Source organism: Pontibacter sp. BAB1700 (assembly GCF_000277005.1).
GTDB lineage: Bacteria > Bacteroidota > Bacteroidia > Cytophagales > Hymenobacteraceae > Pontibacter > Pontibacter lucknowensis.
Window position 1 is genome coordinate 15895 of record NZ_AKIS01000081.1, and the last position, 25054, is coordinate 40948.

The 25054-nt window shown below is 50.6% G+C and carries 19 protein-coding genes and 3 pseudogenes; 9 read left to right on the forward strand and 13 right to left on the reverse strand.

The genetic code is table 11. The features are described 5' to 3' along the window. Positions 1-18: 18 nt before the first annotated feature. Both O71_RS10100 and O71_RS10105 read right to left on the reverse strand, forming a co-directional pair. Entirely contained in the window at positions 19-387 is a 369-nt protein-coding gene (locus O71_RS10100) for an STAS/SEC14 domain-containing protein (RefSeq protein WP_007656197.1), read from the reverse strand. 103 nt (positions 388-490) lie between these two features. Beyond that, a complete protein-coding gene (locus O71_RS10105; RefSeq protein ID WP_155800771.1) occupies positions 491-883 on the reverse strand; it encodes a DUF5329 family protein in 393 nt (130 codons plus the stop codon). 146 nt (positions 884-1029) lie between these two features. On the opposite strand from O71_RS10105, the gene O71_RS10110 reads away from it, so the two are divergent. Together O71_RS10110 and O71_RS10115 are read left to right on the forward strand one after the other, a co-directional pair. Then, positions 1030-2958 carry a hypothetical protein gene (locus O71_RS10110; RefSeq protein ID WP_007656201.1) on the forward strand — a complete coding sequence of 643 codons (1929 nt, stop codon included), beginning with the start codon at positions 1030-1032 and terminating at the stop codon, positions 2956-2958. 41 nt (positions 2959-2999) lie between these two features. Next, positions 3000-3497, forward strand: coding sequence for a DUF421 domain-containing protein (locus O71_RS10115; protein WP_040574110.1), 498 nt, complete (start codon positions 3000-3002; stop codon positions 3495-3497). A gap of 79 nt (positions 3498-3576) precedes the next feature. Here O71_RS10115 and trxA read toward each other — a convergent pair whose 3' ends face one another. After that, a complete protein-coding gene (gene trxA, locus O71_RS10120; RefSeq protein ID WP_007656205.1) occupies positions 3577-3903 on the reverse strand; it encodes a thioredoxin in 327 nt (108 codons plus the stop codon). Between the two features lie 370 nt (positions 3904-4273). Here trxA and O71_RS10125 point away from each other — a divergent pair, with 370 nt between their 5' ends. Continuing rightward, on the forward strand, positions 4274-4864 hold the full coding sequence (locus O71_RS10125; protein ID WP_192811668.1) for a DUF3575 domain-containing protein: 591 nt from the start codon (positions 4274-4276) through the stop codon (positions 4862-4864). Between the two features lie 99 nt (positions 4865-4963). Here the strand turns inward: O71_RS10125 and dnaE are convergent. Both dnaE and O71_RS10140 read right to left on the reverse strand, forming a co-directional pair. Continuing rightward, positions 4964-8588, reverse strand: a pseudogene (gene dnaE / locus O71_RS10130) (DNA polymerase III subunit alpha). Between the two features lie 214 nt (positions 8589-8802). Then, positions 8803-9888: a mechanosensitive ion channel family protein gene (locus tag O71_RS10140; RefSeq protein WP_007656209.1), complete on the reverse strand. Its 1086-nt coding sequence runs from the start codon at positions 9886-9888 to the stop codon at positions 8803-8805. A gap of 291 nt (positions 9889-10179) precedes the next feature. Here O71_RS10140 and O71_RS26490 point away from each other — a divergent pair. Both O71_RS26490 and O71_RS26495 read left to right on the forward strand, forming a co-directional pair. Next, positions 10180-10833, forward strand: a pseudogene (locus O71_RS26490) (MFS transporter); the annotation flags it as partial. Positions 10834-10912: 79 nt separating this feature from the next. Then, a complete protein-coding gene (locus O71_RS26495; RefSeq protein WP_255345382.1) occupies positions 10913-11431 on the forward strand; it encodes an MFS transporter in 519 nt (172 codons plus the stop codon). Between the two features lie 74 nt (positions 11432-11505). On the opposite strand, the gene O71_RS10150 is transcribed toward O71_RS26495, so the two are convergent. The 4 genes and pseudogenes from O71_RS10150 to O71_RS10165 all read right to left on the reverse strand — a co-directional run bounded on the left by O71_RS10150 (position 11506) and on the right by O71_RS10165 (position 17289). Next, the gene (locus O71_RS10150) at positions 11506-14052 is read right to left on the reverse strand and encodes a LysM peptidoglycan-binding domain-containing protein (protein ID WP_155800774.1); all 2547 of its coding nucleotides are present in this window, start codon (positions 14050-14052) and stop codon (positions 11506-11508) included. Positions 14053-14444: 392 nt separating this feature from the next. Further along, positions 14445-15089 (reverse strand): O-methyltransferase, encoded by a 645-nt coding sequence (locus O71_RS10155; RefSeq protein WP_007656213.1) that lies wholly within the window; start codon positions 15087-15089, stop codon positions 14445-14447. 151 nt (positions 15090-15240) lie between these two features. Beyond that, positions 15241-16471, reverse strand: a pseudogene (locus O71_RS10160) (M16 family metallopeptidase). A gap of 65 nt (positions 16472-16536) precedes the next feature. Beyond that, positions 16537-17289 (reverse strand): hypothetical protein, encoded by a 753-nt coding sequence (locus O71_RS10165; RefSeq protein WP_007656215.1) that lies wholly within the window; start codon positions 17287-17289, stop codon positions 16537-16539. Positions 17290-17451: 162 nt separating this feature from the next. On the opposite strand from O71_RS10165, the gene O71_RS10170 reads away from it, so the two are divergent. The 4 genes from O71_RS10170 (at position 17452) to O71_RS10185 (ending at position 21770) form a co-directional block, all read left to right on the forward strand. Then, the gene (locus tag O71_RS10170) at positions 17452-18450 is read left to right on the forward strand and encodes a glycosyltransferase family 9 protein (protein ID WP_007656217.1); all 999 of its coding nucleotides are present in this window, start codon (positions 17452-17454) and stop codon (positions 18448-18450) included. 188 nt (positions 18451-18638) lie between these two features. After that, positions 18639-19931 (forward strand): aminopeptidase P N-terminal domain-containing protein, encoded by a 1293-nt coding sequence (locus O71_RS10175; protein ID WP_007656219.1) that lies wholly within the window; start codon positions 18639-18641, stop codon positions 19929-19931. Between the two features lie 385 nt (positions 19932-20316). Beyond that, the gene (locus O71_RS25590) at positions 20317-21264 is read left to right on the forward strand and encodes a thrombospondin type 3 repeat-containing protein (RefSeq protein ID WP_040574115.1); all 948 of its coding nucleotides are present in this window, start codon (positions 20317-20319) and stop codon (positions 21262-21264) included. After that, positions 21189-21770 carry an OmpA family protein gene (locus O71_RS10185; RefSeq protein WP_051017737.1) on the forward strand — a complete coding sequence of 194 codons (582 nt, stop codon included), beginning with the start codon at positions 21189-21191 and terminating at the stop codon, positions 21768-21770. The genes O71_RS25590 and O71_RS10185 overlap by 76 nt, the downstream gene beginning before the upstream one ends. Positions 21771-21984: 214 nt before the next feature. Here O71_RS10185 and O71_RS10190 read toward each other — a convergent pair whose 3' ends face one another. From O71_RS10190 to O71_RS10205, 4 genes are all read right to left on the reverse strand, one after another. Then, positions 21985-22908: an aspartate carbamoyltransferase catalytic subunit gene (locus O71_RS10190; protein WP_007656225.1), complete on the reverse strand. Its 924-nt coding sequence runs from the start codon at positions 22906-22908 to the stop codon at positions 21985-21987. Positions 22909-22915: 7 nt separating this feature from the next. Then, positions 22916-23464 (reverse strand): bifunctional pyr operon transcriptional regulator/uracil phosphoribosyltransferase PyrR, encoded by a 549-nt coding sequence (pyrR, locus tag O71_RS10195; RefSeq protein ID WP_007656227.1) that lies wholly within the window; start codon positions 23462-23464, stop codon positions 22916-22918. A gap of 77 nt (positions 23465-23541) precedes the next feature. Continuing rightward, positions 23542-24441: a hypothetical protein gene (locus O71_RS10200; RefSeq protein WP_007656229.1), complete on the reverse strand. Its 900-nt coding sequence runs from the start codon at positions 24439-24441 to the stop codon at positions 23542-23544. Next, a complete protein-coding gene (locus O71_RS10205) occupies positions 24426-25019 on the reverse strand; it encodes a hypothetical protein (protein ID WP_007656231.1) in 594 nt (197 codons plus the stop codon). The genes O71_RS10200 and O71_RS10205 overlap by 16 nt, the downstream gene beginning before the upstream one ends. Between the last annotated feature and the right edge of the window lie 35 nt (positions 25020-25054).

Below are 25054 nucleotides of genomic sequence, written 5' to 3' on the forward strand. Positions count from 1 at the left end.
CTTTTTATTTAATTTTGCTTATTGCGCTTCGTCCGCCTTCACCCACTCCAATGCCTTGTCGCGGTCGGGTACTTCAAAGTGCTTTACCTTTGCCGTAGTAAAAGGGCTTGCCATGACGGTGAGCCAGTCCAGCCACTTGCGGTTGCCCACCAGCGCGACTTTCTTAAAATCAGCAGCGTGGCGGAAATCAAACTTCAGGTCCTCCCAAAGTGCCTGAAGGGAAATTTCCTCGGCATCCTGCAATTCAGCATATACCCGTATCTTACCATACTGCTTGATTTTTTCCTCCAGTATCGGAAGCATCACATCATAGTCATGGCGGTCTATACTTCCTGCCAGACGAAAAGCAACCAACTCGTCTCGCGACTCTTCAAGTAACTGTAGCATTGGGATCAGGTTTGTCGTCATAAATACGTAACGGCGATGACTGCGTTCCAGTATAGTATTATGCTTTTACTATACTTATACCTGTTTTTGTACAGTTCTGGTCTTACTCAACACGCAGGTCGCGCAGTTGACGAAGCAGTACGTCGCGGGTTGTACTGGTGCTGCCGTCAGCGAACCGTATGCTGTAAGGCGTACCTGAAGAAGATTGTGAGGCCAGTTCCGTGACGAATCCCTCAGCTGTTTTTACTCTTGAAGCATGCTTCTTCCATTTTGAAGACAAATGCCCGGCAGCCTTTTCAGGTGAAAATTCACTGTTGTCGCGTATAAAAGTGGCACCTTCGAGGTTGCGGATATACGCAAGCAGCTTCTGCACTTTTTGATCCTCTGACATGGTTTCGTAAGTCCCATTGCGTTCATAAGCATCTTGCGCAGCAGCCGGCTGCAGTGCACTTTGGGTTAAGGTGATGGCAACTGCCATTAATAGTATTCTGAGCATGGTTTTTGTACTCTTTTATATTCAAAAAAAACTTATCGGATGTGTATTTTTGTAATCCGATAAGGCACTTAATCTCAAGTCTTAACGTTAGGTTCAGAAGCAAAAGCTATACCTGAATTCGCCCCTGTAACGGCTTTACGTATTTTATGAAGAAAATTTTCTCACTCTTTGTGATGGCGCTGGTACTTAGCCACCAGGCCTTCGCCCAGCAGAACATCGAAACCAGACTGGGTTATAGTTACAACGATAAATTTGAATTTTCGGACGAGTGGCAGTACCTCTCTACTGACATTTACCTCTATAATGGTGGGCAATTCAACCGTGTGCTCAATGAGTTAGAGTCGGGGGTGAAGAAAAAAAGCAAGAAAAACTATGCCTACGAACTGGAGTACCTTTTCATTACGGCACAGCTTAAGAATCTGAAGCTCTTCGGTAACGACCAGATCGTATATCCACTCTTCAACTTTCACATCAATACAGACAAAAACGACTATCATACGCAAGTGAGCGATCATTTAGAGGTAGTACGCATCATCGACAAGATGCCGCTCACCTCTGCCCAGAACAGTATCGACGCAGCCATTAATGCCAAAGCGGTTACCAATCAGGATGGAGACCAGGTATTTAATCTGGTGGCCAGTCAGTTGGTGAGCTTGTCTAATCTGACCAACCCGTCAGTAGCGGTTATGTCGTTGGTGGGCGAATTTGGTAATCTGCTGGGCTCTCGTGCTAAAAAGAAAGAGTATAAGTTCAGCTCTACTATCCGCCTATACGAAGGGCAGGATTTCGACACACGACTTCATTCCGTGAAGGTATACGTGCTGGTGCCGGGCAGTGTAAAGACTGTAACATTAAAGCCTGCCAAGCTCACCGACTACCTGAGCAAAAACTCCAACAAGCTGGATCGAAAGCAGTTAGAGGATGCCATTGGCTATAAAGAGTATCCGTACATTGTGGTGGCCAATTACAAGTCTCTCTACAAAGTGGATGTGCTGACAGGAGATGAAGTGACCATGGACCTGATCGAGAAGCGCAAGCAGAAGATCCAGACGGCCTACGACACCAAGTTGATGAACGATGAAACGTACCGTCAGGAGAAACTGTATGTAGAGTACCTGCGCATCTTTGCCGAGATGAAGCAGAACCTGAACGCCTACCGCCTCAACTACCGCAATAACTCTCCGGAAATAAACGCCAAGAACCTGTTTGGCATTATGCAGGAGTACAAGCGCATGAAGACTGCATTTGAGGCGCGTGAGAAGGAATTTGACAAGAATAGTACATATAAGAACATCTTTCGATCGGAGTACGAGTCCATCATGGCCAATGCGGATCTATACCTGGATGCTGATCATAACTTAAAGAACGGGAAGCTGCTGGTGAATACACTTCAGGAGCTGGAGAATAATCCAAAGGCTTGGGATACACCGGCCAAACGGGAGGCTGCGCTGGCCAGGCTGTCTTCGGTGGAGTTACCGCGTGCCGACTACCTGTCAGCTTCGGTAGAGGGGGAGGCCATCGTGCGTCTGACCAAAAGGCTGGAGGACATGCAGTACCGTGAAGTGTTTGAGAAAGAGGTGAAGAAACTGGCCGATGCCCAAGCCTCTGACGAGACCCTGTCGATACGCAATGCCCTGCAAGACAAGGCCAATACGAGCAACTGCCTGAGCTGCCGCGAAAAGGTGCGTGATGCGGTAAGCGACTACAACAAACGCTACGAAAGCTTCAGGTTGAAAGAGGAAACCAAAGAGATGGGCAAGCTACAGAGTGCGGCCGAACAGCAGGTCCTGCGCCACCTGCGCTGGCAGCTGTGCTTCGACAATAACCTGCAGGCAGTGGCGGTGGCCAGTTCCGACAATGGCATGGACCAGTACTATACCAAGTTGGGTGAGAAAAGCAGTGCCTTTGCAGCTACTATCAAAGAACTGGAGACCCTTGCCAAGAACGAACCCGAGAACCCACGTCTGCAGCAGGTGCAAGCCTACAACAAGCAACTGACGAACCTGATGAAGGAGGTGGAGCAGCATTATGCCATGCTCTGCCAGCTCGACAAAAAGCTCTGTGAGTGCCAATAGGCGGCTAATAACAATCCCGCTGCTTCTGCCGTTGGGAGAGTATGGAGAATTTTTTCGAAATTATTCTCGGAACAGGAGAAGACAGACTAACCTGGTGGCAAATGTCCATACGGGCGGTGGTCGTTTTCATTGCCGCTCTGGTCATCATGCGGATTGGCAGCAAGCGTATCTTTGGTAAGCATACAGCCTTTGACATCGTGTTGGGCATCATCTATGGCTCTGTTCTGAGCCGTGCCATCACAGGTAATTCACCATTCTTTCCCACACTTTGTGCGGCACTGGTTTTAGTGCTGCTACACCGGTTTCTGGCTTTTCTCGCCTTTAGTACTTCCGGGCCTTTAGGTAACTTCATCAAAGGCCGGCCTGTAATGCTCGTTAAGCATGGGGAGGTGCTGGGAGATAAACTGAAAGAAAATAACCTGACGGAAAATGATCTGGAGGAGGCCATGCGACAGGGGGGAGTGACAAGCAGAGACGAAATTGAATACGCCTGCCTGGAACGCAGTGGTGACATTACTATTATCAAGAAAGATTCCTGAAGCATATACGCAGCATAAAAAAGGCAGAAGCCTCTCCTGAATGGAAGAGGCTTCTGCCTTTTTATAATTAGATGGATGATTAGGCCATCTGAGCGTCTAGCTTCTGAGCCAGAACGTTCTTTGGCACAGCGCCCACCTGCTTGTCCACCACTTGTCCGTTCTTGAAAACGAGCAGTGTCGGGATGCTGCGGATGCCAAACTTGGCAGATGTCTGTGGGTTGGCGTCTACGTCTACCTTACCGATCACGGCTTTGCCTTCGTACTCGCCAGCCAGCTCTTCTACGATCGGGCCTACCATGCGGCACGGACCGCACCACTCTGCCCAAAAGTCTACCAATACTGGTTTATCTGAATTGATGATCTCATCAAAATTAGCGTCAGTGATTTCTAATGCTTTGTTAGCCATAACTTTAACGTTTTGTTGGTTAAATTCTGTGTTTTAAATATAGTAACATTTACTAGCTTCTCAAATTTGAGCCCAAACTGTGTTTGTCTGACAAGCTGTCCTGTTATCGGGTTATTCCCCCTGCAAATTTAGAATTTATACATACGGATTTGCAAGGCGAGGGTATATTTATTTGTATAAACAAATGTTGCTGATAAAAGTTGCATGCGCAAGACAGCGAGAAAAATGAAGCATAAAAAGGACTTTGCAACAACTCAATATATTATCTTTAGTTAATATAAGTTATAATGACAATTATTGAATTATAGGTATTTTGATTTTATAAAGCTTACAACCCGATGACTCGATGAAGACTAGGTGCACTTTAGCTTTGTTTCTGTTCCTACTTATAACCCGGGGAGTCTGCGCGCAAGATATCGAGGGAGAAGATAGTAAACTACAAAGGCCCAATGCATTTAAGCTTAATATAATACCTCTGTTTATTGGGTCATTCAATGTGTCTTATGAGCGGCATATCACCCCACATTTTGCAGGGGCATTAACAGCTACCGCTTATCCGAGGCGACTCACTTTGATGAAAGACGATTTTTCTTCGACGTATGCGATCACATCCGATTTTAAATTCTATTCGAAGGGCAAATCTCTCAATGGGTTTTATGCAGGGCCATACCTGAAGTACCGCTTGCGCATACACAATGAAAGAGAAGGAGGAAATGGTTTTTGGCTTTTCAGCGAACCCGACCGGGAGTACGAGCAATGGGCAGGGTATGGCGCTGGAGCAATAATGGGATACCAGCAAGTGAAGCCTAAAGGTTTTACTATTGATCTGTTCTGGGGAATAGGTTATCATTTTCACCAAAAGCTGATCAGCAAATCAAATTATACGAAGGAAGAGATAGAGTACCACAAACCCTCACCTTATGACCTTCGGTTGGGTATGTCGCTCGGCTATGCCTTTTAAAGCAGAAAGGTATGCCACTTGCGCAGCATACCTTTCTATACCTGAAGACACAGGTCTACTTAACTCTGAATCTCCCTTGTCTCCAAGTTCTCAAATCCATTACAGCAGTTTACACTCCCCCAGTCCCAAGTCCTTTACCTGACCTAGGAATACCTTCGGGTCAATGCGGTACTTGCGCGAGTAAGTCGGCAGCACCAGTTTTTCGTCCGGCACGTGTAGCGTGATTTCCAGTCGCTTCTGGCCCGGACTGGTCGCGATGGCTTCTTCCAGGGCTTCGGCTATGTTCGGCGTAAGGAGCTGCAGATTCACGTCCAACTGCACACCTTGCGCCATCTTGTCCATCACGTCGCCCAGAAGCTGGATGTTGGTTGGCTTAAGCTCCCACTGGTCCTCGGTGCGGTAACGCAGCTGCACCTTGCCCCGGATGAACAGGTATAGTCCCGTCTTCAGATAAGGCGAGAACTTCACGTAGTCTTCTCCGAACAGTGCCATTTGCAGCGTAGTGTCGTAGTCTTCGATGGAGAACAGCGCAAAGGGATTACCGTTCTTCGCCGTCCTGATTACCACTTCAGATACCATACCCGCTACATTGATATCCTTATTTTTGTGGTTGGCGATATCAGCCAACGAGGAGGTACAGTAGGAGTCGATCTCCATCTTGAACTGGTCGAGCGGGTGGCCCGAGATGTAGAAACCTACCACTTCCTTCTCGCGGCGCAGCATTTCGGCCTGCGTCCATACCTGTACCTCTGGGATCTTCGGTAGTGGAGAGGCCACAGCAGCGCTTCCCCCCGAACAGCGACTGTTGCGCTGCCTGTTGCTCGGCCTGATAGTTGTTACCGTAACGAACTGCCTTTTCCAGCAAGCTGATGTTCTCACCTTCCGGTACTTCCATCAGCTGAGCGCGGTGGTAGAGCCCCCACGAGTCAAAGGCTCCGGCCAAAGCCATGCTTTCAAAGGTCTTCTTGTTCACCGCACGCAGGTTCACGCGCTTCGCAAAGTCGAAGATGTCCTGGTAGGGACCGTTCTTCTCTCTTTCCGAGATGATAGCGTCTACGGCGGCTTCGCCGGTGCCTTTGATAGCGGCCAGACCGAAACGGATCTGCCCCTGTTCGTTCACGTTGAACTTGAGCAAGGATTCGTTCACGTCCGGACCCAACACGGCCACCCCTTGTTTGCGGGCCTCCTCAATAAAGAACGTCACCTTCTTGATGTCGTTCATGTTGTTGGTGAGCACCGCCGCCATGTACTCGGCAGGGTAGTGGGCCTTGAGGTAACCGGTCTGGTAGGCCACCACCGAGTAAGCAGCGGAGTGGGATCGGTTGAAGCCGTACTGGGCGAACTTCTCCATCACGTCGAAAACCTCAGAAGCTTTCTTGGCCGGGATTTTATGCATTTCTGCAGCACCAGCAATAAACTTCTCACGCTCCTCGGCCATTTTCTTCATGTCCTTCTTACCCATGGCGCGGCGCAGCAAGTCGGCGCCGCCCAGTGAGTAACCGGCCAGAATCTGGGCCGTCTGCATGATCTGCTCCTGGTATACCATGATCCCGTACGAGTAATTCAGGATCGGCTCGAGCAGCTCGTGCGGGTATTCCACTTCCTCTTTGCCGTGCTTTCGGTTAATGAAGTTCGGGATGAACTGCATTGGGCCCGGACGGTAAAGGGCGTTCATGGCGATCAGGTCTTCAATGTTGGTCGGCTGCAGGTCCTTGAGGTACATGCGCATACCCTCCGACTCGAACTGGAACGTACCGATCGTGTCGCCGCGCTGGTAGAGTTCGTAGGTTTTCTCGTCATCAATCGGAATATTGTCGATGTCGATCTCCACGCCATGGTTCTTCTTGATCAGCTCCATGGCGTCTTTGATGATGGTCAGGGTTTTCAGGCCCAAGAAGTCCATCTTCAGCATGCCCGCGCTCTCGATCACCTTGCCGTCGAACTGCGTCACGAGCAGATCGGAGTCTTTGGAGGTCGAAACCGGTATGTAATTGGTGATGTCGTCCGGGGCGATGATCACACCGGCCGCGTGTATACCTGTGTTGCGCACCGAGCCCTCCAGCTTTTCAGCCAGCTTCAGTACGGCCGCGCGTGCGTCGTCACCTTCGCGAATGGCAGCCAGCTCCAAGTTCTCCATGAAGGCCTTGGCCAGTGTCGTACCCGGGGTTTCAGGTACCATTTTGGCCAGTTCGTTTGCCTCTGCCAGTGGCAGGGAAGTAGAACGGGCTACGTCTTTGATCGACGACTTGGCAGCCATCGTACCGAAGGTGATGATCTGGGCTACCTGCGTCTTGCCGTACTTGTCCACCACGTAGTCGATCACGCGCTGGCGGTTCACGTCGTCGAAGTCGATATCAATATCGGGCATGGACACACGCTCCGGGTTCAGGAATCGCTCGAAAAGGAGGTTGTACTTGATCGGGTCGATGTTGGTGATACCGATGCAGTAGGCCACCGCCGAACCAGCGGCAGAACCACGACCCGGACCCACGAACACGCCCATGTCACGACCGCGGTTGATGAAGTCCTGCACGATCAAAAAATAACCGGCAAAACCCATCGTCTTGATCACGTGCAGCTCAAAGTCGAGGCGCTCGGTCACTTCCGGCGTAATCTCGGTATAGCGTTTGGCAGCTCCCTCGTAAGTGAGGTGGCGCAGGAAATCGTCGGCGTCGGCGTGCTGCGGCGGTATCGGGAAGTTAGGTAGCAGGATGTCACGCTTCAGCTTCGGCGGCGTGATCTTGTCCACGATCTCGTTCGTATTGTCTACAGCCTCTGGCACATCGCTGAACAGCTGGTTCATTTCGGCCTGCGTCTTGAAGTAGAACTGGTCGTTCGGGAAACCAAAACGGGTTTTCGGACCAGCCTCGTCAATGCGCTGCAGCATCTGACGCACGTTCATGTGGTTGCTATACTTGCTGCGCACGTTCTCCACGGTGTCGTAGATCACCTTCTGGTCATCGCTCAGGAAGCGGTAGTATTTGGTGGCAAAGTCGCCCACAGGGGTGCTCTGGTCTTCGCCGGTGTTCACGCAAAGCAGGATGTCGTGCGCGTTCCAGTCCTCCTGGTCCACGTAGTGCGAGTCGTTCGTGCAGATTACCTTGCAGTTATACTTCTTTGCCCACTTCAACAGCACCTGGTTGATGTCCTCCTGACTTTTGCCCGTGCCGTCGATGTTCATCAGGCCGTGGCGCTGGATCTCGATGTAGTAATCCTCACCGAACACATCCAGCCACCACTTGAAAATCTCCTCGGCTTCTTCCTCGCTTTTCCACAGGATTGCCTGCGGCACCTCGGCACCAATGCAGCAGCTGGTCGCGATCAGGCCTTTGCTATACTTGAGCAGCAGTTCCTTATCGATGCGCGGCCATTTGCTGTATACCCCCTCAATGTAGGAAAGCGAGCAGAGCTTGGCCAGGTTCTGGTAACCCTCCTGGTCTTTAGCGAGCAGCAGCTGGTGGTGGCGCACGTCTTTCTGTTCCTTTGTAAAGGTTTTCAGATGACGGTCATTTACAAGGTAAAACTCGCAGCCCACGATCGGCTTCACGTTATACTTGTTGGCCTCGTTGACGAAGTTGAAGGCGGCGAACATGTTACCGTGGTCGGTCATGGCAACGGCGGGCATGCCATCGGCCTGCGCCTTTTTCATGAGGGCGCTGATGCTGGCCTGACCGTCGAGCAGGGAGTACTGGGTATGGGTGTGTAAATGCGAAAAAACAGGCAAGACTATAGAGAATTAGTAATGACGAATGATGAATTAACAATGACACACATGTATACTTCACTATATACAAGCGGGCATTTTCGGGATGTTAAAATTACGGAAAATTGGTCGGCTGCCCAAACCAAAAACAGCCTGTGGCTAAAACAAAAGTGCGGCGGAAATAGTCCCGCCGCACTCCTTTATTTTGACTTTGTCTGGATGTCAAAATGTTAGCTTAGAACATCCGCTGCGCTTCGTTTTCCGCCATTTGTTTCTTGTTCACGACATACAGTTTCTGAGTAGGATAGGCGAACTCAATGCCACGCTTCTCAAATTCCCGGAACAGCTGCATGTTGATGGCCTGCTGCGTATCCATGTACTTATTGAAATCGGAAGAAAGCACGTGGTACACGATCACAAAATCGAGGGAGGAGTCGCCGTAGGAGGAAAAGTGCGCCCGGTCAAACTCAGCCAGTTCCTGCGACGTGATGATCTCTTTAATGATCTCAGGTATAGCCTCCACCTTATCGGCAGGTGTTTCGTAGGTTACGCCAATACCGAACTGGATGCGGCGACGTTCCATGCGCTTGTAGTTGTGAATGCGGGAGCTGGTCAGGTCGGAGTTGGCGATGATCAGCTGTTCTCCGGTCAGACTTTTGATGCGTGTGGTCTTTACGCCGATATGTTCAATGGTGCCGCTCTTGTCGCCGAGCGCAACAAAATCACCCACTTCAAAGGGACGGTCCAGAAAGATGACGAAGTAGTTGAAGAGGTCACCCAGGATGTTCTGCGCTGCTAATGCCACGGCGATACCGCCTATACCTAAACCGGCGATGATGGCCGTCAGGTCATAGCCCATGTTATCAAACAGGAAACCAATGCCGATAAACCAGATCACCATGTTGATGATCAGGCTAATGGCCCCGATCTCGTTGGCGTTGCTGCGGTCATGGTGCTTTCTCTTGAAGTAGGATCGGACCAACATCACCAGCGTGGTCGTGATAAACCGGATGACCATGAACGTAATGGCTACTGTAATGGCAATCTGGAAAATACCGGCAACTCTCGGGGTCAGGTTAAGGGAGGTGATGCCAAGGTATATGACAATAAAGTGCACGATCGGAACGCCAAAGCGGGCAAAACTCTGCACCGCATAGTCGTCGAAGTGATTATTGGTGTTCTCGGTCCACTTTCGGATGCGGATCAGAACGGAGCGTCTGAAAATGGTGATGAGCAGCGAGCCCAGCAGGATGATGGCAAAGGCAATCAGGTATTCTTGGACAGTATTGTGAAAATAGACTCTATCTAAAAGGTCATTCATGTACTCGGGTGATTTGATGAAGCTTAAAGTTACAAAATATAAATAAAACCTGCTGACGGCATTGGGTTTACAGTGGCTTATAAATAAATAGCTGAAGGGAGTGACAAATTTATATGATTGCTTAATCAGTCATTATCAGAATAAGTTAAACTTTGGGGACGGGGCTAGCCGTAAGTTAGTTTAATGCACAAACAGGTAAATGCGTAAAAAGGTATGGCGGAAGCGGTAGATTCAGGAAAGCTAGGAGGGATGTTCCGGGCATTGCGATCACGCAATTACCGGCTGTTCTTTATGGGGCAGGGCATTTCCCTAATCGGTACCTGGATGCAGCAGATTGCCATCAGTTGGCTGGTATACCGCCTCACCGACTCCGTGTTCCTCTTAGGAGCTGTGACTTTTGCGAACCAGATTCCTTCTTTTTTGCTTGGGCCTTTTGCCGGTGTGCTGGCTGACAAATTCAACCGCCACCATGTATTGCTGGTCACCCAGTTTCTGTCGATGCTGCAGGCGGGTACTCTGGCTATACTCGTGCTCACTGGTACGGTGCAGGTATGGCACGTGCTGACGCTGATGGTCGTGCTCGGTACGATCAATGCCTTTGATGTGGCTACCCGGCAGGCTTTTGTGGTGCAGTTGGTGGGGAAACGTGAAGACATCAGCAACGCCATCGCCCTCAATTCTTCTATGTTCAACATGGCTCGTCTGGTTGGCCCGTCGATCGCAGGTTTGCTGATTGCCTGGGTGGGAGAGGGGGTTTGTATCCTGATCAATGCGGTAAGTTACATTGCCGTGCTGGCGTCGTTGCTATCATTGCGACTGGAGCCTTTTGTAAAAGAAGTGCGACAGGACAATGTATGGAACTCGCTGCGAAACGGCTTTTCCTACGCTTTCGGATTTCCACCCATCCGCACGCTTATCCTGATTGTGGGTTTGATCAGCCTGTTCGGGATGCCTTTCAGTGTGATGCTGCCGGTGTTTGCCCGGGATATATTACAGGGTGGTGCCAACACGCTGGGGTACCTGGATGGGCGCATCCGGTTTAGGAGCTTTGTCAGGTGCGCTGTTCCTGGCGCAACGCAAGTCTGTCATCGGGCTGGGCAAGGTGATCGTGTTCACCATGTCCTTGTTCGGTACGGCACTGATGGCTTTTTCTTTCTCTACGATACTCTGGCTATCGCTGGTGCTGATGCTGTTTACAGGTTTTGGTATGATCGTGACCATGGCCTCCTGCAACACCCTGCTGCAAACACTGGTGGATGATGACAAACGGGGGCGTGTGATGAGCCTTTACGCCACGGCCTTTATGGGAATGGCCCCATTGGGAAGTATGCTGGCCGGGGCTGTGGCAGAGCAGGTAGGGGTGGCCTATACGTTGCTGGGCTGCGGTTTGCTGTGTGCTGTGAGTGTCATCCCCTTCGCCTGGAACCTGAAGCGCCTGCGCTTGATGGTGCAGCCCATCTACGAGCGCCTAGGCATCGTACCGGAAATTGCCTCAGGACTTCGTGCAGCTTCCAAGCTGACGGCTCCTCCGGGAAAGCGCTAGGCATAGCTATACCTTATAACCACAAGAGCCAGCTGCAACAGCTGGCTCTTGTGGTTTGATACTTTTTTAGAATGCTACTTCTTTTTGATGGTCAGCTTGTCGCCTGGCTTCACGTTGAAGTCTGATTTGCCGTTCCACTCCATGATGTCCTTGATGGTGACGCCATACTTGCGGGAGATCTGGTAAAGGCTCTCGCCGGATACCACCGTGTGTTGGGTACTGGCGCCTGAAAAAGTTTCCGCGGGAGCTTCTTCCAGGTCTTCATTCGACCCTGCTGCGTCGGCTGGAGCTGTAACGCGCAATTGCTGCCCGATAGAGAGTGCTGAGCTGGAAAGGTTATTCCACGTCTTCAGCTCGTTTACCGTCACATTATACTTGCGGGAAAGCACATAAAGCGACTCACCGGATGCTACCGTATGGATCTCAGTTTTTTCTTCAGCAGTTGGCGCTTCTGCCTTCGCCGCAGCATTAGAGGCAGATTCCTCAGGTACTGTGAGGGGCTCTGCGATGATGAGTTCCTGACCGATCTTGATTGGAGCGTCACCCAGGTTGTTCCAGGTCGTGATATCGGTTACAGTCACAGCGTACAGCCTTGATATGGCCCACAAGGACTCACCTTGCTTCACGACATGGCGGGTAGGCTTGTTTGCTGGAGTCGCCTTTTCTTTCACTGTTGTACTGGCCTGTGTATTTTTAACTGGCTCCGGCTTGGCAGCTGCTGTTTTAACCGGCTCAGCTTTAGCAGGCGTAGGTTTTTGAGTTTCACGTGCTGTGTTGGCAGCTTCAACCGTTTTTACTGCTTCCTCTTCTGTTTCTATCTCCTCATTTCCAGAGAAGCCAACAAACACATCTTCGCTCAGACCCGCTGCCCATTCCGCATTTTCCTCTTCTGTCTCTTCCGACTGTGCTTCCTGAACTACTGTTTTCTGTTCACCGCTTTCCTGGGCCTTCTTGCCAGGGTAAAGCGCGGCAGTTTTTGATTTTTCAGCAGCAGGTGTTGTCGCCTTCTCAGATTTAGGTTCTGCAGCTTTTACCTCCTGCTCAGGCGCCTTCATAACAGGCACAGGCACCGACTCAGGCTTGGTGGTAGTTGCCACTTCTACAGTCGCTTCTTCCTTGGCTATACCTTGATTTGCTTCCTTAGCAGGTACAGCATCTGTTCTTGCAGGTATAGCAGCAGTTGTTTCTTCTGCCTCTTTTGTTGCAGCAGCCGTTTGTGTTTCCTGTTGCTCAGGCTCCGTTGCCTGGCCTTTCAGTTTGTTCCAGCTTCTTTTGAAGCGGGTCAGGAAATCATCTTGCTTTCCAGCGGGTTCTTTTGATGCAGGTTCTGCTTTTGTTTGTCTGGCAGAAGCGGTGGTGGTTTGAGGCGTATTTTCAGCTGCAGCCATCACCGGATTGCTAGTGGCAGGTACAGACTTCAACTCACGCACTTCAATGGCTACTTTGGCCGGACGGCGCTTCTGCAGCCAGAGCACACGGCCCGGTACCGGCACCTCAGCACGCTTCATACGATTTTTAAACTGCAGGTAATCCATGCGGATGCCGTAGAGCTGGGCGATTTCCTGCATGGTTTCCCCGTGCTGTACGACATGGTACTCTTTGTCTGCATTCAATCGTTTGGCCTCAATGTAGTAAGCTTCGCCTTCCTCGAACTTGTCGAAGTCACGCATGTCGTTGAATCGGAGTAGCTTGCGGGTTGTAATTCCGGCCTTCAGAGCCAGTTTGTCTTTGGTGTCGCCTTTGCCGGCTATGATGGCTTTCAGGTTGTTTCGCTTGATAATGCTGCCTGCTGCCGGTGCGGCAGCCGTCTGGCGGGCAGGTGCTGTGCGAACCGGCTCAGTTGACGCCACTATACCTGGCTCGGTCGTATGGCGAACAGGGAGCATCACATAATAGTCTTTGTCGGCAGGTATAGTGCCGCCCAATAGCCATTTGTTATACTTCTCCAGCTCAGAAGGATCAGTTTCATGCGCCAGTGCAATGTCGGCCAGACTCTGTCCGGGAGTGGCACGCAGTTCACGCAATGAAACCACTGGCGGAGCGCTCTTTCCGATAAAGCTGTCATAGGCTACCTTGTGTGCCAGGAAAGTCAGCAGGTATGGGTCTGATTTTTCGGTTATGTCCATTTTCTTGCTCCCCTTATCCGACTCTTTGGTATAAGCTTTGGCGCCAGAGTAACCATGGTAGTAGGAGAGCAGCGTGTTGAACCAGTTGTTGTAGTAGTTGTTGCTGCGCTTGAAATAACGTGCAGCACCACGACTGGCCTCTACAATATGCCGACGCTCATCCACGATGTGGTCCATGCGCAGGTTAAAGTCCAAAGCAGCTTCTTTCTTGAACTGCCAGTAACCTACTGCATTGGATGTAGAAACGGCATCGCCGCGCAAGCCGCTTTCCTGCAGGGCGAGGTATTTGAAATCATCTGGAACGCCTTCTTCCTGGAAAGTACGCTCGATCAGTGGGAAGTAGGCATCAGCCAGCTCCACCTTCATCTGGAAGTACTTTGGGCTGCGGTGCAGGGCATCAACTTTTTTCTGGATCTCCTCCTGTGCTTTGGGCGAGATGCGCAGGTGAATGTCACCGAAATAAAGGTTGTGAGGCACGGTGACAGTTTGTGCCATAGCAAACAGTGCAGAAGCAGGAGCAGTAATATTGGTAATGGTCTCTTCATAAAGGTAAAGGAGTAAAATAAGCGAAGCTATCCACAAAAAGGCTACAGTATATGTTGAAACAGATGTTGATAACTCATTAAGGTATAGTATGTTCTCTATATAGAGATACGCTTGCAAAATTAACGCAATTTGTCGCTCATTCTAAAGCTTAGAACGAAGTAATTTAGGAGAAATTTTTCGCTGTGGATAAGTTGGGAGCCTGCACAGCCGGGAACTGACAGATGAATACCGCATAGGAGCAGGCAGGGGAAGATTATACCTGCTTTGCTATGCCTAAAGAGAGTGAGCTGTACCTGATCTAAATAAAAAAGGTGGCTCTGCTGCCACCTTCTCTGTTACTTTTACTTCTTTCGGGCAACCATCAACCCGTCCCGCACTGGCAGCAGAATGTTCTCTACCCGCGGGTCATCCTGCACTTTTTTATTGAAGTCCAGGAGGGCCGCCGTGTCCTCGTCTAGTTTTTTGCGATGCTTAGCCAGCACCTTGCCACTCCAGAGCACATTATCGGCTATGATGTAACCACCCGATCTTACCCGGTCAATCACCAGGTCATAATAGGTGGCATAATTATACTTGTCGGCGTCGATAAATACCAGGTCAAAGGTGGCGTCTATGGTCGGGATGATCTCCAGCGCATTGCCAATGTAGTATTTCACGCTCTCGCTCAAACCTGCCTCTTTGATGTAGCCACGCACCATGTCTTCGAGCTCTTCATTGATGTCAATGGTGTGCAGTGTGCCGTCTTCCTGCAGTCCTTCAGCCAGGCACATGGCAGAGTAGCCAGTGTAGGTGCCCACTTCCAGGATCTGCTTTGGGCGGATCATGTGAGAGAACATGGAGAGCAGGCGACCTTGCATATGACCCGACAGCATGCGTGGCTTCATTACGTTCAGGTGCGTCTGGCGGTTTATCTTGCGCAGCAGTTCCGACTCTGGTGAAGTATGCTCCTCAGCATACTGCTGTAGTTCTTCGTCTAGAAATTCCATTTTGATTATTGATTGTTACTTGCCGACCAGAAAAGACCTTTCCTTATACCTTTCAGAGGCTTTTAAGGAACAGTCTCGATAATTGTTGAAAGTTAACTTCCTGTATTGCTGTACGAGATATGCACAACAATCAATAATTAACAATCAGCAATTAATTAGGCACATAATTCAAAAAGCTCAGCTTCTCCTCACGCAGGACGTCGTTGGCGATGTCGATCAGGTCTTTGGCTGTAGTGTTTTTGATCTGGTCGAAGATTTCGTTCAGGGTGTCGATGTGGCCCTGGTCCAGTATGCTCTTGCCCATCATCATCATCAGGCCCATGTTGCTTTCTTCGGCCATCGCCAACTGTCCCATCAATTGTTCTTTGGCGGTGTGCAGTTGCAGCGAGCCAGCTGTTTTTCGCGCAGTTTCTTAAGCTCCTTCAGCACAAGGGAAGTGGTGCGTTTTAGCTGCTTCTTCTCCGTGCCAAAGTAGATAGACAGCAGACCTGTGTCAATGTAGGTGGCGTAGTTGGCGTCGATGGTATACACCAGGCCGTGCTTTTCGCGGACGGCCAGGTTGAGGCGAGAGTTCATGCCCGGGCCACCCAGCAGGTTAACCAGCATAAAGAAAGGGATACGCGCTCGTCGTTGAGTGCGTAAGCCGGAGATCCGATCACGCAGTGTGCCTGGGAGATCGGTTTCTCGAATGTTACCGTCTTAGGGATATACTGTTCGAAGACAATGCGTTGGCGTGGCCTGCTGATGTGCGGAATGTCAGCCAGGTACTTCTCGGCCAGTTTTACCACTTTCTCAAACGGCAGGTTGCTCACGGAGCAAAACACGAGCGCCTCAGTGCTCAGGTTGTCTTTGATAAAACGTTGGAAGTCGTCTTTCTTAAAGCCCGATACGCTCTCTTTTGTGCCCAGTATGTTGTTGCCAAGCGGATGGCCGTCGAACACCACATTGTCAAACTCGTCCACGATGGCCTCTTCCGGAGTGTCCAGGTACATGGCCATCTCCTCGAGTATCACACCGCGTTCTTTTTCTATTTCCTTCTCGGGGAAAACAGAGTGGAACGTGATATCAGTGAGTAGTTCGAAAGACTTCTCGAAATGTTTATCGAGTACAGAACTGTAGAAGCAGAGCTTTTCTTTGGTCGTGTAGGCGTTCAGTTCGCCGCCTACCGACTCCAGTCTGTTCAGGATGTGGAATGACTTGCGCTTGGCGGTTCCCTTAAAAGCCATGTGCTCCCAAAAATGGGCCAGACCCAGCTGTTCAGGTTGCTCGTCGCGGCTACCTATGTCCAGGATAAAGCCGCTGTGCGCAATTTTGGTGTGTAGTACTTGTTTGTGAACGATACGAATACCGTTCGGCAATGTATGAATATGATAATCAAGCATTCAGTTCGCAATTAGCCTGCAAAGATACGCAAAATTACCAAAATAGGCCGCCTGCTTCTTGAATGTTAGCGGTCGAGGTTGCGCCCACCGACGTTGATCACAAAGCCCAGTGAAAACACGGAATAGCCTGCCGTAAGCGCCTTGCGGTTGCGCAATCCGAAGTTGCTGCCACTTGTATACTGCAATTGTACTGAAGGGCTGAGCACCATGCGGGTATAGAAAATGGGCTCCAGGAAAATGTTGTCCTCGTTAGGCTGCTCCACCCCGTTGAGCAGGTGTTTGTTCATGTTGACATAGCTCACGCGCAGGGCAGTGCCGTAGTTGAGAGGGTATTCGTTGCCGAGGATTCGCAGCGATTTTTTCTTCTTAGAAGTGAAGTTAACCTGCGTGAAATATTTGCTGAAGCCGGCTTCGCGACGGGTATAGGTCATCACGCCTTCTTTTTCTTCCTTTTCGGTGCGGTCGCTGCTGCCACCGCCAAAGCCGCCGTATACCTCCAGTACACGATTCTGATTCGGCCCGAAAGTAGTAAAATAGCCGGCTCCTGCCTCGACCAGGTTGTGACGGAAGTCCCGCTTCTTACGTTCCTGGTTCAGCATAGAGCCGTTCAGCATCACCCCGATGTTGTCGGTAACAGCGTAAGCCGTGTTGAAAGTAATATTGCCCTTCGGTGTAATGTGGCCAGCAGCACTCAGTTCACCCTTCTCGGTAAACATGGGCACATTAGGAACATTGGGCATGTAAGTTGACACACAGCCTGTGGTCAGGAAAAGGAGGGTGAATGCGAGAAGTTTAGCAGAATGTAACAGTGCTTTCATACGGGTAAGCGTGGCTAAAAGAACTGCTAAACTAACGCTCCTGCGGCTAAGAAGAAAAATATTTTTGTTCTTTTCCGTGAAAGGAAGTGCCCGTCTATACCTGCAGCATTCTGACTTTCAAGTCTAGCCGCATTGCCGTAGCTTTGCAGCAGCTTATACCTGATGAAAAAAATTCTGATCATACAGACTGCCTTTCTGGGCGATGTGGTGCTGGCAACCGGCCTGGTAGAAAAAATGCATGCCCACTACCCGGATGCGCAGCTCGATTTTCTGCTTCGCAAAGGCAACGAATCGCTGCTGAAAGGGCATCCACTGCTGCGGCAGGTACTGGTCTGGAACAAGCAGGAAGGCAAGTATAAGAGCCTGCTGCAATTGCTGAAGCAGGTCCGGCAGGAGCGTTACGACCTAGTGGTGAACCTGCAGCGCTTCGGTGCCACAGGTATACTCACCGCCCTCTCCGGTGCGCGGGAAACTGTTGGCTTCGACAAAAATCCTTTCTCACGCTTTTTTACGCGTCGCTATACCCATGACGTGAACTCCGGTACGCACGAGGTGGAGCGAAACCACCTGCTCATCGCCAGCCTTACCGACGAACAGCCGGCCAAGCCCAGGCTATATCCTTCTCCTGAAGATTTTGCCAGGGTGCAGCCATTGAAGCAAGAGCCCTTTATCTGCATGGCACCAACCTCGGTGTGGTTTACAAAGCAGTACCCGCCAGAGCAGTGGGTGGAGCTACTCGATCAGCTAGGCGACAGGTATAAGGTATACCTGCTCGGGGCGCCAGCCGATAAAGCACATTGCGACGAGATCATAAGCAAGACCAAAAACCAGCAGGTAGAAAACCTCTGTGGGCAGCTCAATCTGCTGCAGTCAGCGGCCCTTATGCGCGACGCTGTGCTCAACTACGTAAACGACTCCGGGCCGATGCACCTGGCTTCTGCGCTGGATGCGCCTACCTGTGCCATCTTCTGCTCTACGGTGCCAAGCTTCGGCTTCGGGCCACTGGCAAGCTTCTCAGCTGTGGTGGAGAGGGAGGAGCCACTTTACTGTCGCCCCTGTGGTTTGCATGGGTATAAATCCTGTCCGGAAGGACATTTTAAATGTGCAAAAGATATCCGCACCGGGCAGTTGCTGGAAGTGCTCGCATCATGCACGGCTTAAGGGTGTTGGAACAGTGATTACAATGCGATAGGCGAAGCATTGGGCCTGAACCTACAGCACCTGTTATATTAGGTTTTTTCTATAAAGGTGTTTGGACTTGCGATAAAAGTGCTACATTTGCAGTGCAAGTTCAGTCGGGCCTATAAACCTGACGAACCACAGTGCCAAGCTACTATACCTACAAAACTATGAAATACCAGCCCATCGACAAGGAGCTGTTCTGCCATAACAGACGCAATTTTGTGCGGCAGCTCAAGCCTTCTTCTCTTGCTGTTTTTCATGCTAATGATGTGATGCCGACCAATGCGGATGGCACCATGGCGTTCCGCCAAAACAGCGACCTCTTCTATCTTTCGGGAGTAGACCAGGAGGAAAGCATCCTTTTGCTTTTTCCGGACTCCCGTGACGAGCGCATGAAAGAAGTGCTGTTTGTACGCGAGTCGAACGAGCACATCATGGTTTGGGAGGGATATAAGCTTACAAAAGAGCAGGCCCGCGACACCTCAGGTATAGCCACTGTTCTGTGGCTGAAGGATTTTAAACAGGTATTCAACAGCCTGATGGCCGAAGCCGAGCACGTATACCTGAACACCAACGAGCACCTGCGTGCCGTGGTGGAGGTGGAGACGCGCGACGCCCGCTTTGTTAAGTGGTGCCAGCAGGTATACCCGTTGCACCGCTACGAACGCAGCGCGCCTATCATGCACCAACTGCGTGCGATCAAATCTGAAACAGAAGTAGCCCTTCTCCGCAAAGCATGCGATATCACAGAACTAGGCTTCCGTAGACTGCTGCAGTTTATCAAGCCCGGGGTGATGGAGTTTGAAGTGGAGGCGGAGATATACCATGAATTCCTGCGCAACCGTTCACGCGGTCCGGCTTACAGCCCGATCATCGCATCGGGCGAGAATGCCTGCATCCTGCATTACACCGACAACAGCCGCGAGTGCAAAGACGGCGACCTTCTGCTGATGGACTTTGGTGCGGAGTACGCGAACTACGCTGCTGACATGACACGCACTGTGCCTGTGAATGGCAAGTTCAGCAAGCGCCAACGTGAAGTATACGATGCCGTGTTGCGTGTGATGAAAGCCGCTATACAGATGCTGGTGCCCGGCAACTCACTTGATCAGTACCATGCCTTTGTGGGTACCGTCATGGAGAATGAACTGATCGGGCTTGGTTTGCTTAACGAGAGCGATGTGCGTAACCAGGATCCGTCTAATCCGCTATACAAGAAATATTTCATGCACGGCACTTCCCATTATTTAGGACTTGACGTGCATGATGTGGGAAGCAAATACCGGCCTTTCGAGGAAGGAATGGTGTTCACCTGCGAACCAGGGATCTACATAAGAGAAGAAGGAATAGGGGTAAGGTTGGAGAATGATATCCTGATCACCCGTAGCGGGCCAGTGGACCTTATGAAAAACATTCCGCTGGAGGCTGATGACATTGAAAGGCTGATGCAAAAACGCTAATAGCGTACGTAGTAAGGGTTTACATATAACTACTCGCAGCCTTTTTTATTGTATTTACGTTAAAAACAGATGCTTTGCATTAATTAATGTTGAGCATACAACCTACAGCTCGTAAAGAGGGTTGAAAATATAGAGGTGCGCAATTGTAACTGACAGAAAAAGCAGTGCAAACAGTGCACCGGAGTAGATTTAGAATTTAAGCTGCTAAGGCCATTTTTTTATACTTTAACAAAATGCTTTTGCTTATGGATATAAACTACATCAATGCAACGACTACCCGCCTGACGTATCGAAATATACGTTCCGTCTGTTTTTTTATAGAAATATAAAAAACTTACCTGAAAATATGTACGTATTGTCATATCAAAATATACTTTTTAAAATTATGCGAAAAACTCTAACGAAACTATTAACAACTGCTTTTGCACTTGTATTCCTGCTGTCTGCCAATACAGAGGTACTTGCGCAAAATGCTGACCAACGGACAAACCTCCAGATTTATGGAAGTGCGCTCCAATATAAAGGTGATTTAGGAAACAACTGGTGGAAAGACAAAATGGGCTGGGGAGGCGGCGTATCGCTGAACCAATACCTAAGCCCTTCTTTTGATGCCGGTTTGCACCTGAGCTACGGTAATACCGAATTCAGCAGATTCGGATCCACCATGGATACCAAAATCGGTATGGCGATGCTCGGCCTTAGACTGAAAATGTATGGCAACATCCTGAAAGAGGATGCCTTTATCGGTCCATACCTGTCAGTTGGTGGTGGTGCTCACTTCGTAAGACCAGAAGGTACTTCGCCAACTGGTGCCTATGAAGACAACTTCATTGCAGGAGCTGCCTTTGGTGGCGCCGGTCTTCGTTTCAGATTCTCTGAAAACATCAGCCTGTTCCTGGAAACAAGAGCTCACTTCACTAGCAACGACCGCTACGACAATATCGAGTCGAACATCAACGACCGATTCCTGCAGCACAACATCGGCCTTGGCATCAACCTGGGCAAAGCTAAGGATACTGACGGTGACGGTGTGCCTGACAGAAGAGACAAGTGCCCGGATACTCCGACTGGCGTACAAGTTGACAAAGATGGTTGCCCTATCGACACGGACGGCGACGGTGTTCCGGATTACCAGGATGAGTGCCCTACTGAAGCTGGTGTAGCTAACCTGGGTGGTTGCCCTGACCGTGACGGTGATGGTGTAGCTGACAAAGATGACCAGTGCCCAGATGAGCCAGGTACTGCTGCCACACAAGGTTGCCAGACAGCGACGGTGACGGTGTTCCGGATAAAGATGACAAGTGCCCAGACACTCCACGTGGTGTTCAGGTAGGTGCCGATGGTTGCCCGGTTGACTCTGACGGTGACGGTGTTCCGGATAACGAAGACCTTTGCCCTAACTCTCCAGGTACTGCCGAAACGAAAGGTTGCCCTGAGCTGGACGAGCGTACTAAGAAACTGATCGAAGAGAAAGTTCGCTTCGAGTTTGACCAGGCTCGCGTACAGGACGGCTACCGTCAGCTGCTTGACAGCATCGTAGTAGCACTTGAGAAATACCCTGACCACGTACTGTTGATCAAAGGTCACGCTGACCACATTGGTTCAGAAGAGTACAACCAGGCACTGTCTGAGCAAAGAGCACAAGCTGTGAAGGACTACCTGATCCAGCGCGGTGTACAGAACCCAGACCGTTTGGTAATAAGAGGTTATGGTGAGACTCAGCCAATCGTGAAAGTTAATACAAGACTTTCTAAAGCCAGAACTGCAGCAGCCCGTGCTCAGAACCGACGTGTCGGTTTCGAGATGAACACGCCGGATATGCAACTGAATCTGGAGTAACATAATTAGCCGTTAAGGTTAAACGAAAAAGGCCCCGCAGAGCAATCTGCGGGGCCTTTTTGTGTTTGGTGGCTACTTATTGGTTCTTTATTGATTCTTTATTGATGCCTTATCCCAGGGTAAACAGCATTTTGTGGACGCAGAGCCGCACTGTTTTCATAACAGCAATGCCACTTTATTTCATGAACTGTGATTATAAATGAAGCGAGCTATCTTACTTCCTGGAAGCCAGTAGGTATAGTACCGCCATACGGATGGCAACACCGTTTTCTACCTGGTTCAGGATGATGGAGTGATGCGAATCGGCGGCATCGGAGCTTAGCTCTACACCGCGGTTGATCGGGCCGGGATGCATGAGCACGATCTGCTTGTCGAGGCTGTCGAGCATCTTCTTGTCGATGCCATAGTAAAGCGTATACTCGCGCAGGGATGGGAAGTACTTCATTTGCTGGCGCTCCAGCTGAATGCGCAATACGTTAGCTACATCGCACCAGTCAAGGGCTTTGCGGACATCAAACTCCACTTTTACGCCAAGCTCTTTGATATACTTGGGCAGCAGTGTTACAGGGCCGCAAACCATAACTTCAGCACCGAGCTTTTGCAGGGCAAAGATGTTGGAGAGAGCCACACGTGAGTGCAATATGTCTCCAATGATCACCACTTTTTTGCCTGCTACATCACCCAGCTTTTCACGGATAGAAAAGGAATCGAGTAGGGCCTGTGTAGGGTGCTCGTGGGTGCCGTCGCCAGCGTTTACGATGTTTGCGTCTATATGGCGGCTCAGGAAGTGCGGTGCACCCGGGCTGGAGTGACGCATTACGATCATGTCCACCTTCATGGCCAGGATGTTGTTCACTGTGTCGAGCAGGGTTTCACCTTTCTTAACAGAACTACTGCTGGAAGAGAAGTTGATCACATCGGCAGAAAGCCTTTTCTCGGCTAGCTCAAAAGAGAGACGGGTGCGGGTAGAATTCTCGAAAAATACGTTGGCGATGGTAATATCACGCAGCGAGGGCACTTTCTTGATGGGCCGGTTCAAAACATCTTTAAAATTGTCAGCGGTCTCGAAAATGAGTTGAATGTCTTCTGCTGTGATGTCTTTGATGCCGAGTAGATGCCGGACGCTGAGCTCTTGCATGGGTGCTTTATTCTTCGTTTTTGGTCACTAACCAGATATTGTCTTCTTGTGTGTCGGACCCTTGCCACTCTACCAGTACCCGCTGCGATTGCAGGGAGTTGACGCGTCGGCCCACATAAGTTGGCTCAATGGGCAGGTGGCGACTGTAAAGGCGATCGATCAGCACCAGCAGCTCCACATTGGCTGGGCGACCGAATGAAATCATGGCATCCATGGCGGCTCTCACGGAGCGACCGGTATAGAGTACGTCATCTACCAGGATCACCTTTTTGCCTTCAATCAGGAAGTCAATGTGCGTGGCGTTGGCGGCCAGGGGCGTTTCTCTTCTTCTGAAATCGTCGCGGTGGAAAGTAGTGTCGAGGTAGCCGGTTGGAACAGTGGTACCAAGTATAGCCTTCAGCGTACTTTGAATGCGTTGCGCTACCTGGCGTCCGCGGGGCTGTAAACCGATGATAACGGAATCAGAAAAGTCACCATGGTTCTCGATGAGCTGGTGGCAAAGGCGCATCACCATAATCTCGAGCAACTGGTGGTTTACGATGAGTCTTTTCTGCATGGCCTGGGGGTCTTGGTTGCAAATATAGGATGTTCGGTTGAATTGTTAAATTGTTAGATAGCTAAATGGCTAAATTGTCAGAAACTGATCTTGTTGATGTAGAAGACCGTGCGGTTGGGGCCGTTGGGCACACGTATGCGCTGGAAACCGAAGGCGGCAAAATGAGAGCCATACCAGCGGATCAATCCCGGCATATCTGTGGTGAGGATTTTTTCTTCTTTTTCGTAGGGCAGGAGCTCCACAGAAGTTTCCTTATCCGTGAACTTGTTCTGCTCCATCTGGCGGTAGATGACCTTGCCGCGATCAGGGTAGGCCATCACGACGCGTCCATCCGGCAGCCCGGCAACCTCCACGGCATGGGTCAGATCAGGGGTTAGTACATCACGGAGCGGGAAGGTGTTGTCCCACAGCAGGACGCCATCCCGATCAAAGCCCAGGGCAATGGCGTGCGTGCGCTTGTAAGCCTGTGCAACCCGCTCCAGTCCCCTCACCCGACTATCAAAATAGCCACTGCTGCTACGGTACTGTGGGAAGTAAACCTCAGCGGCCAGTACGTATCCGTTAGGTGTCTGGATCAAATCGTGCAGAAGCATTCGGAAGCGCTGTGTTGGCTCCTTGCCGGCAGCAATGCGGGCAAACTCACGTTTGCGGGTGCGCTCTTCACGACGGGGCTTCATGTACTTAAAAAAGTTCTGAAGATCCAGCAGCGAGTAAAACTCACCTTCCACGATTTTGGAGATGACAGGTGCCGTGAAAAAGCCCTGTACAAAGCGAAGATCACGTACCCCATACGTGCCGATGAGCATACGGGAGAGTGTGTCGCCGGGAGTGATTTCAGCGTTGAGCAAACTCTTGTCCTGAGGCTGCAGGATAAAGTAGTTCTGCTGCAGCTTGCCGTCGGAGTCAAAGCTTTTCACCTGCAGGCGCGATATCCGTCGGTTGGTTTCGGCCAGCACCACATCTACACGCCCGTGCACGTGTCGGTGTGCAGGTCTGAGAAAGAGGACTCGTCGCCGTAGAGTGCGGGCAGCATTACGGGCTGTGGTTTCTCAGGGTCCAGGAATAGCAGGCTTGGCTTTGTGTCGTAGCTGTTGCCGGTGATCAGGAAATGATTGCCGCGCAGTACATTGAGTTCATAGATATACTCTGCCTTTTCGAGCACGACCTCGCTCTTGGTCAGAGCGCCACTGCCCAGGTGGAGCCGCACAAAGGTATAGAGTGTAGGTTTGGCTGCCTGAAAGACGAGATAGGTATAGGGAGCCTCGGTATAGTGGCGTATAAACTCAAACTCAGGCTTCAGGTCGAGCTTGCTTGCCCATACCCGTTCCAGCTGCTCGTCGTATTTTTCCAGCGTAAAGTCAGGTTCCTTTGCCCAGGTGTCGGATTTGCGGCTGTAGACCAGCAGGCTGCTGTCTGGCAAGGCCAGCACCTCTACGTGGCTGTTTTCGAGCTCGTAGGGTAGCTCCAGGCGCACAGGCTGGCTAGGCTCCTGGGCCCATAGCAGGGCAGGTGCCAGCACAGCAAAGCAGAACAGCAAAGGGCGCAGGTATAGCATGTTACAATCTCGGGCTGCCGGCTGGCAGAAGGTAT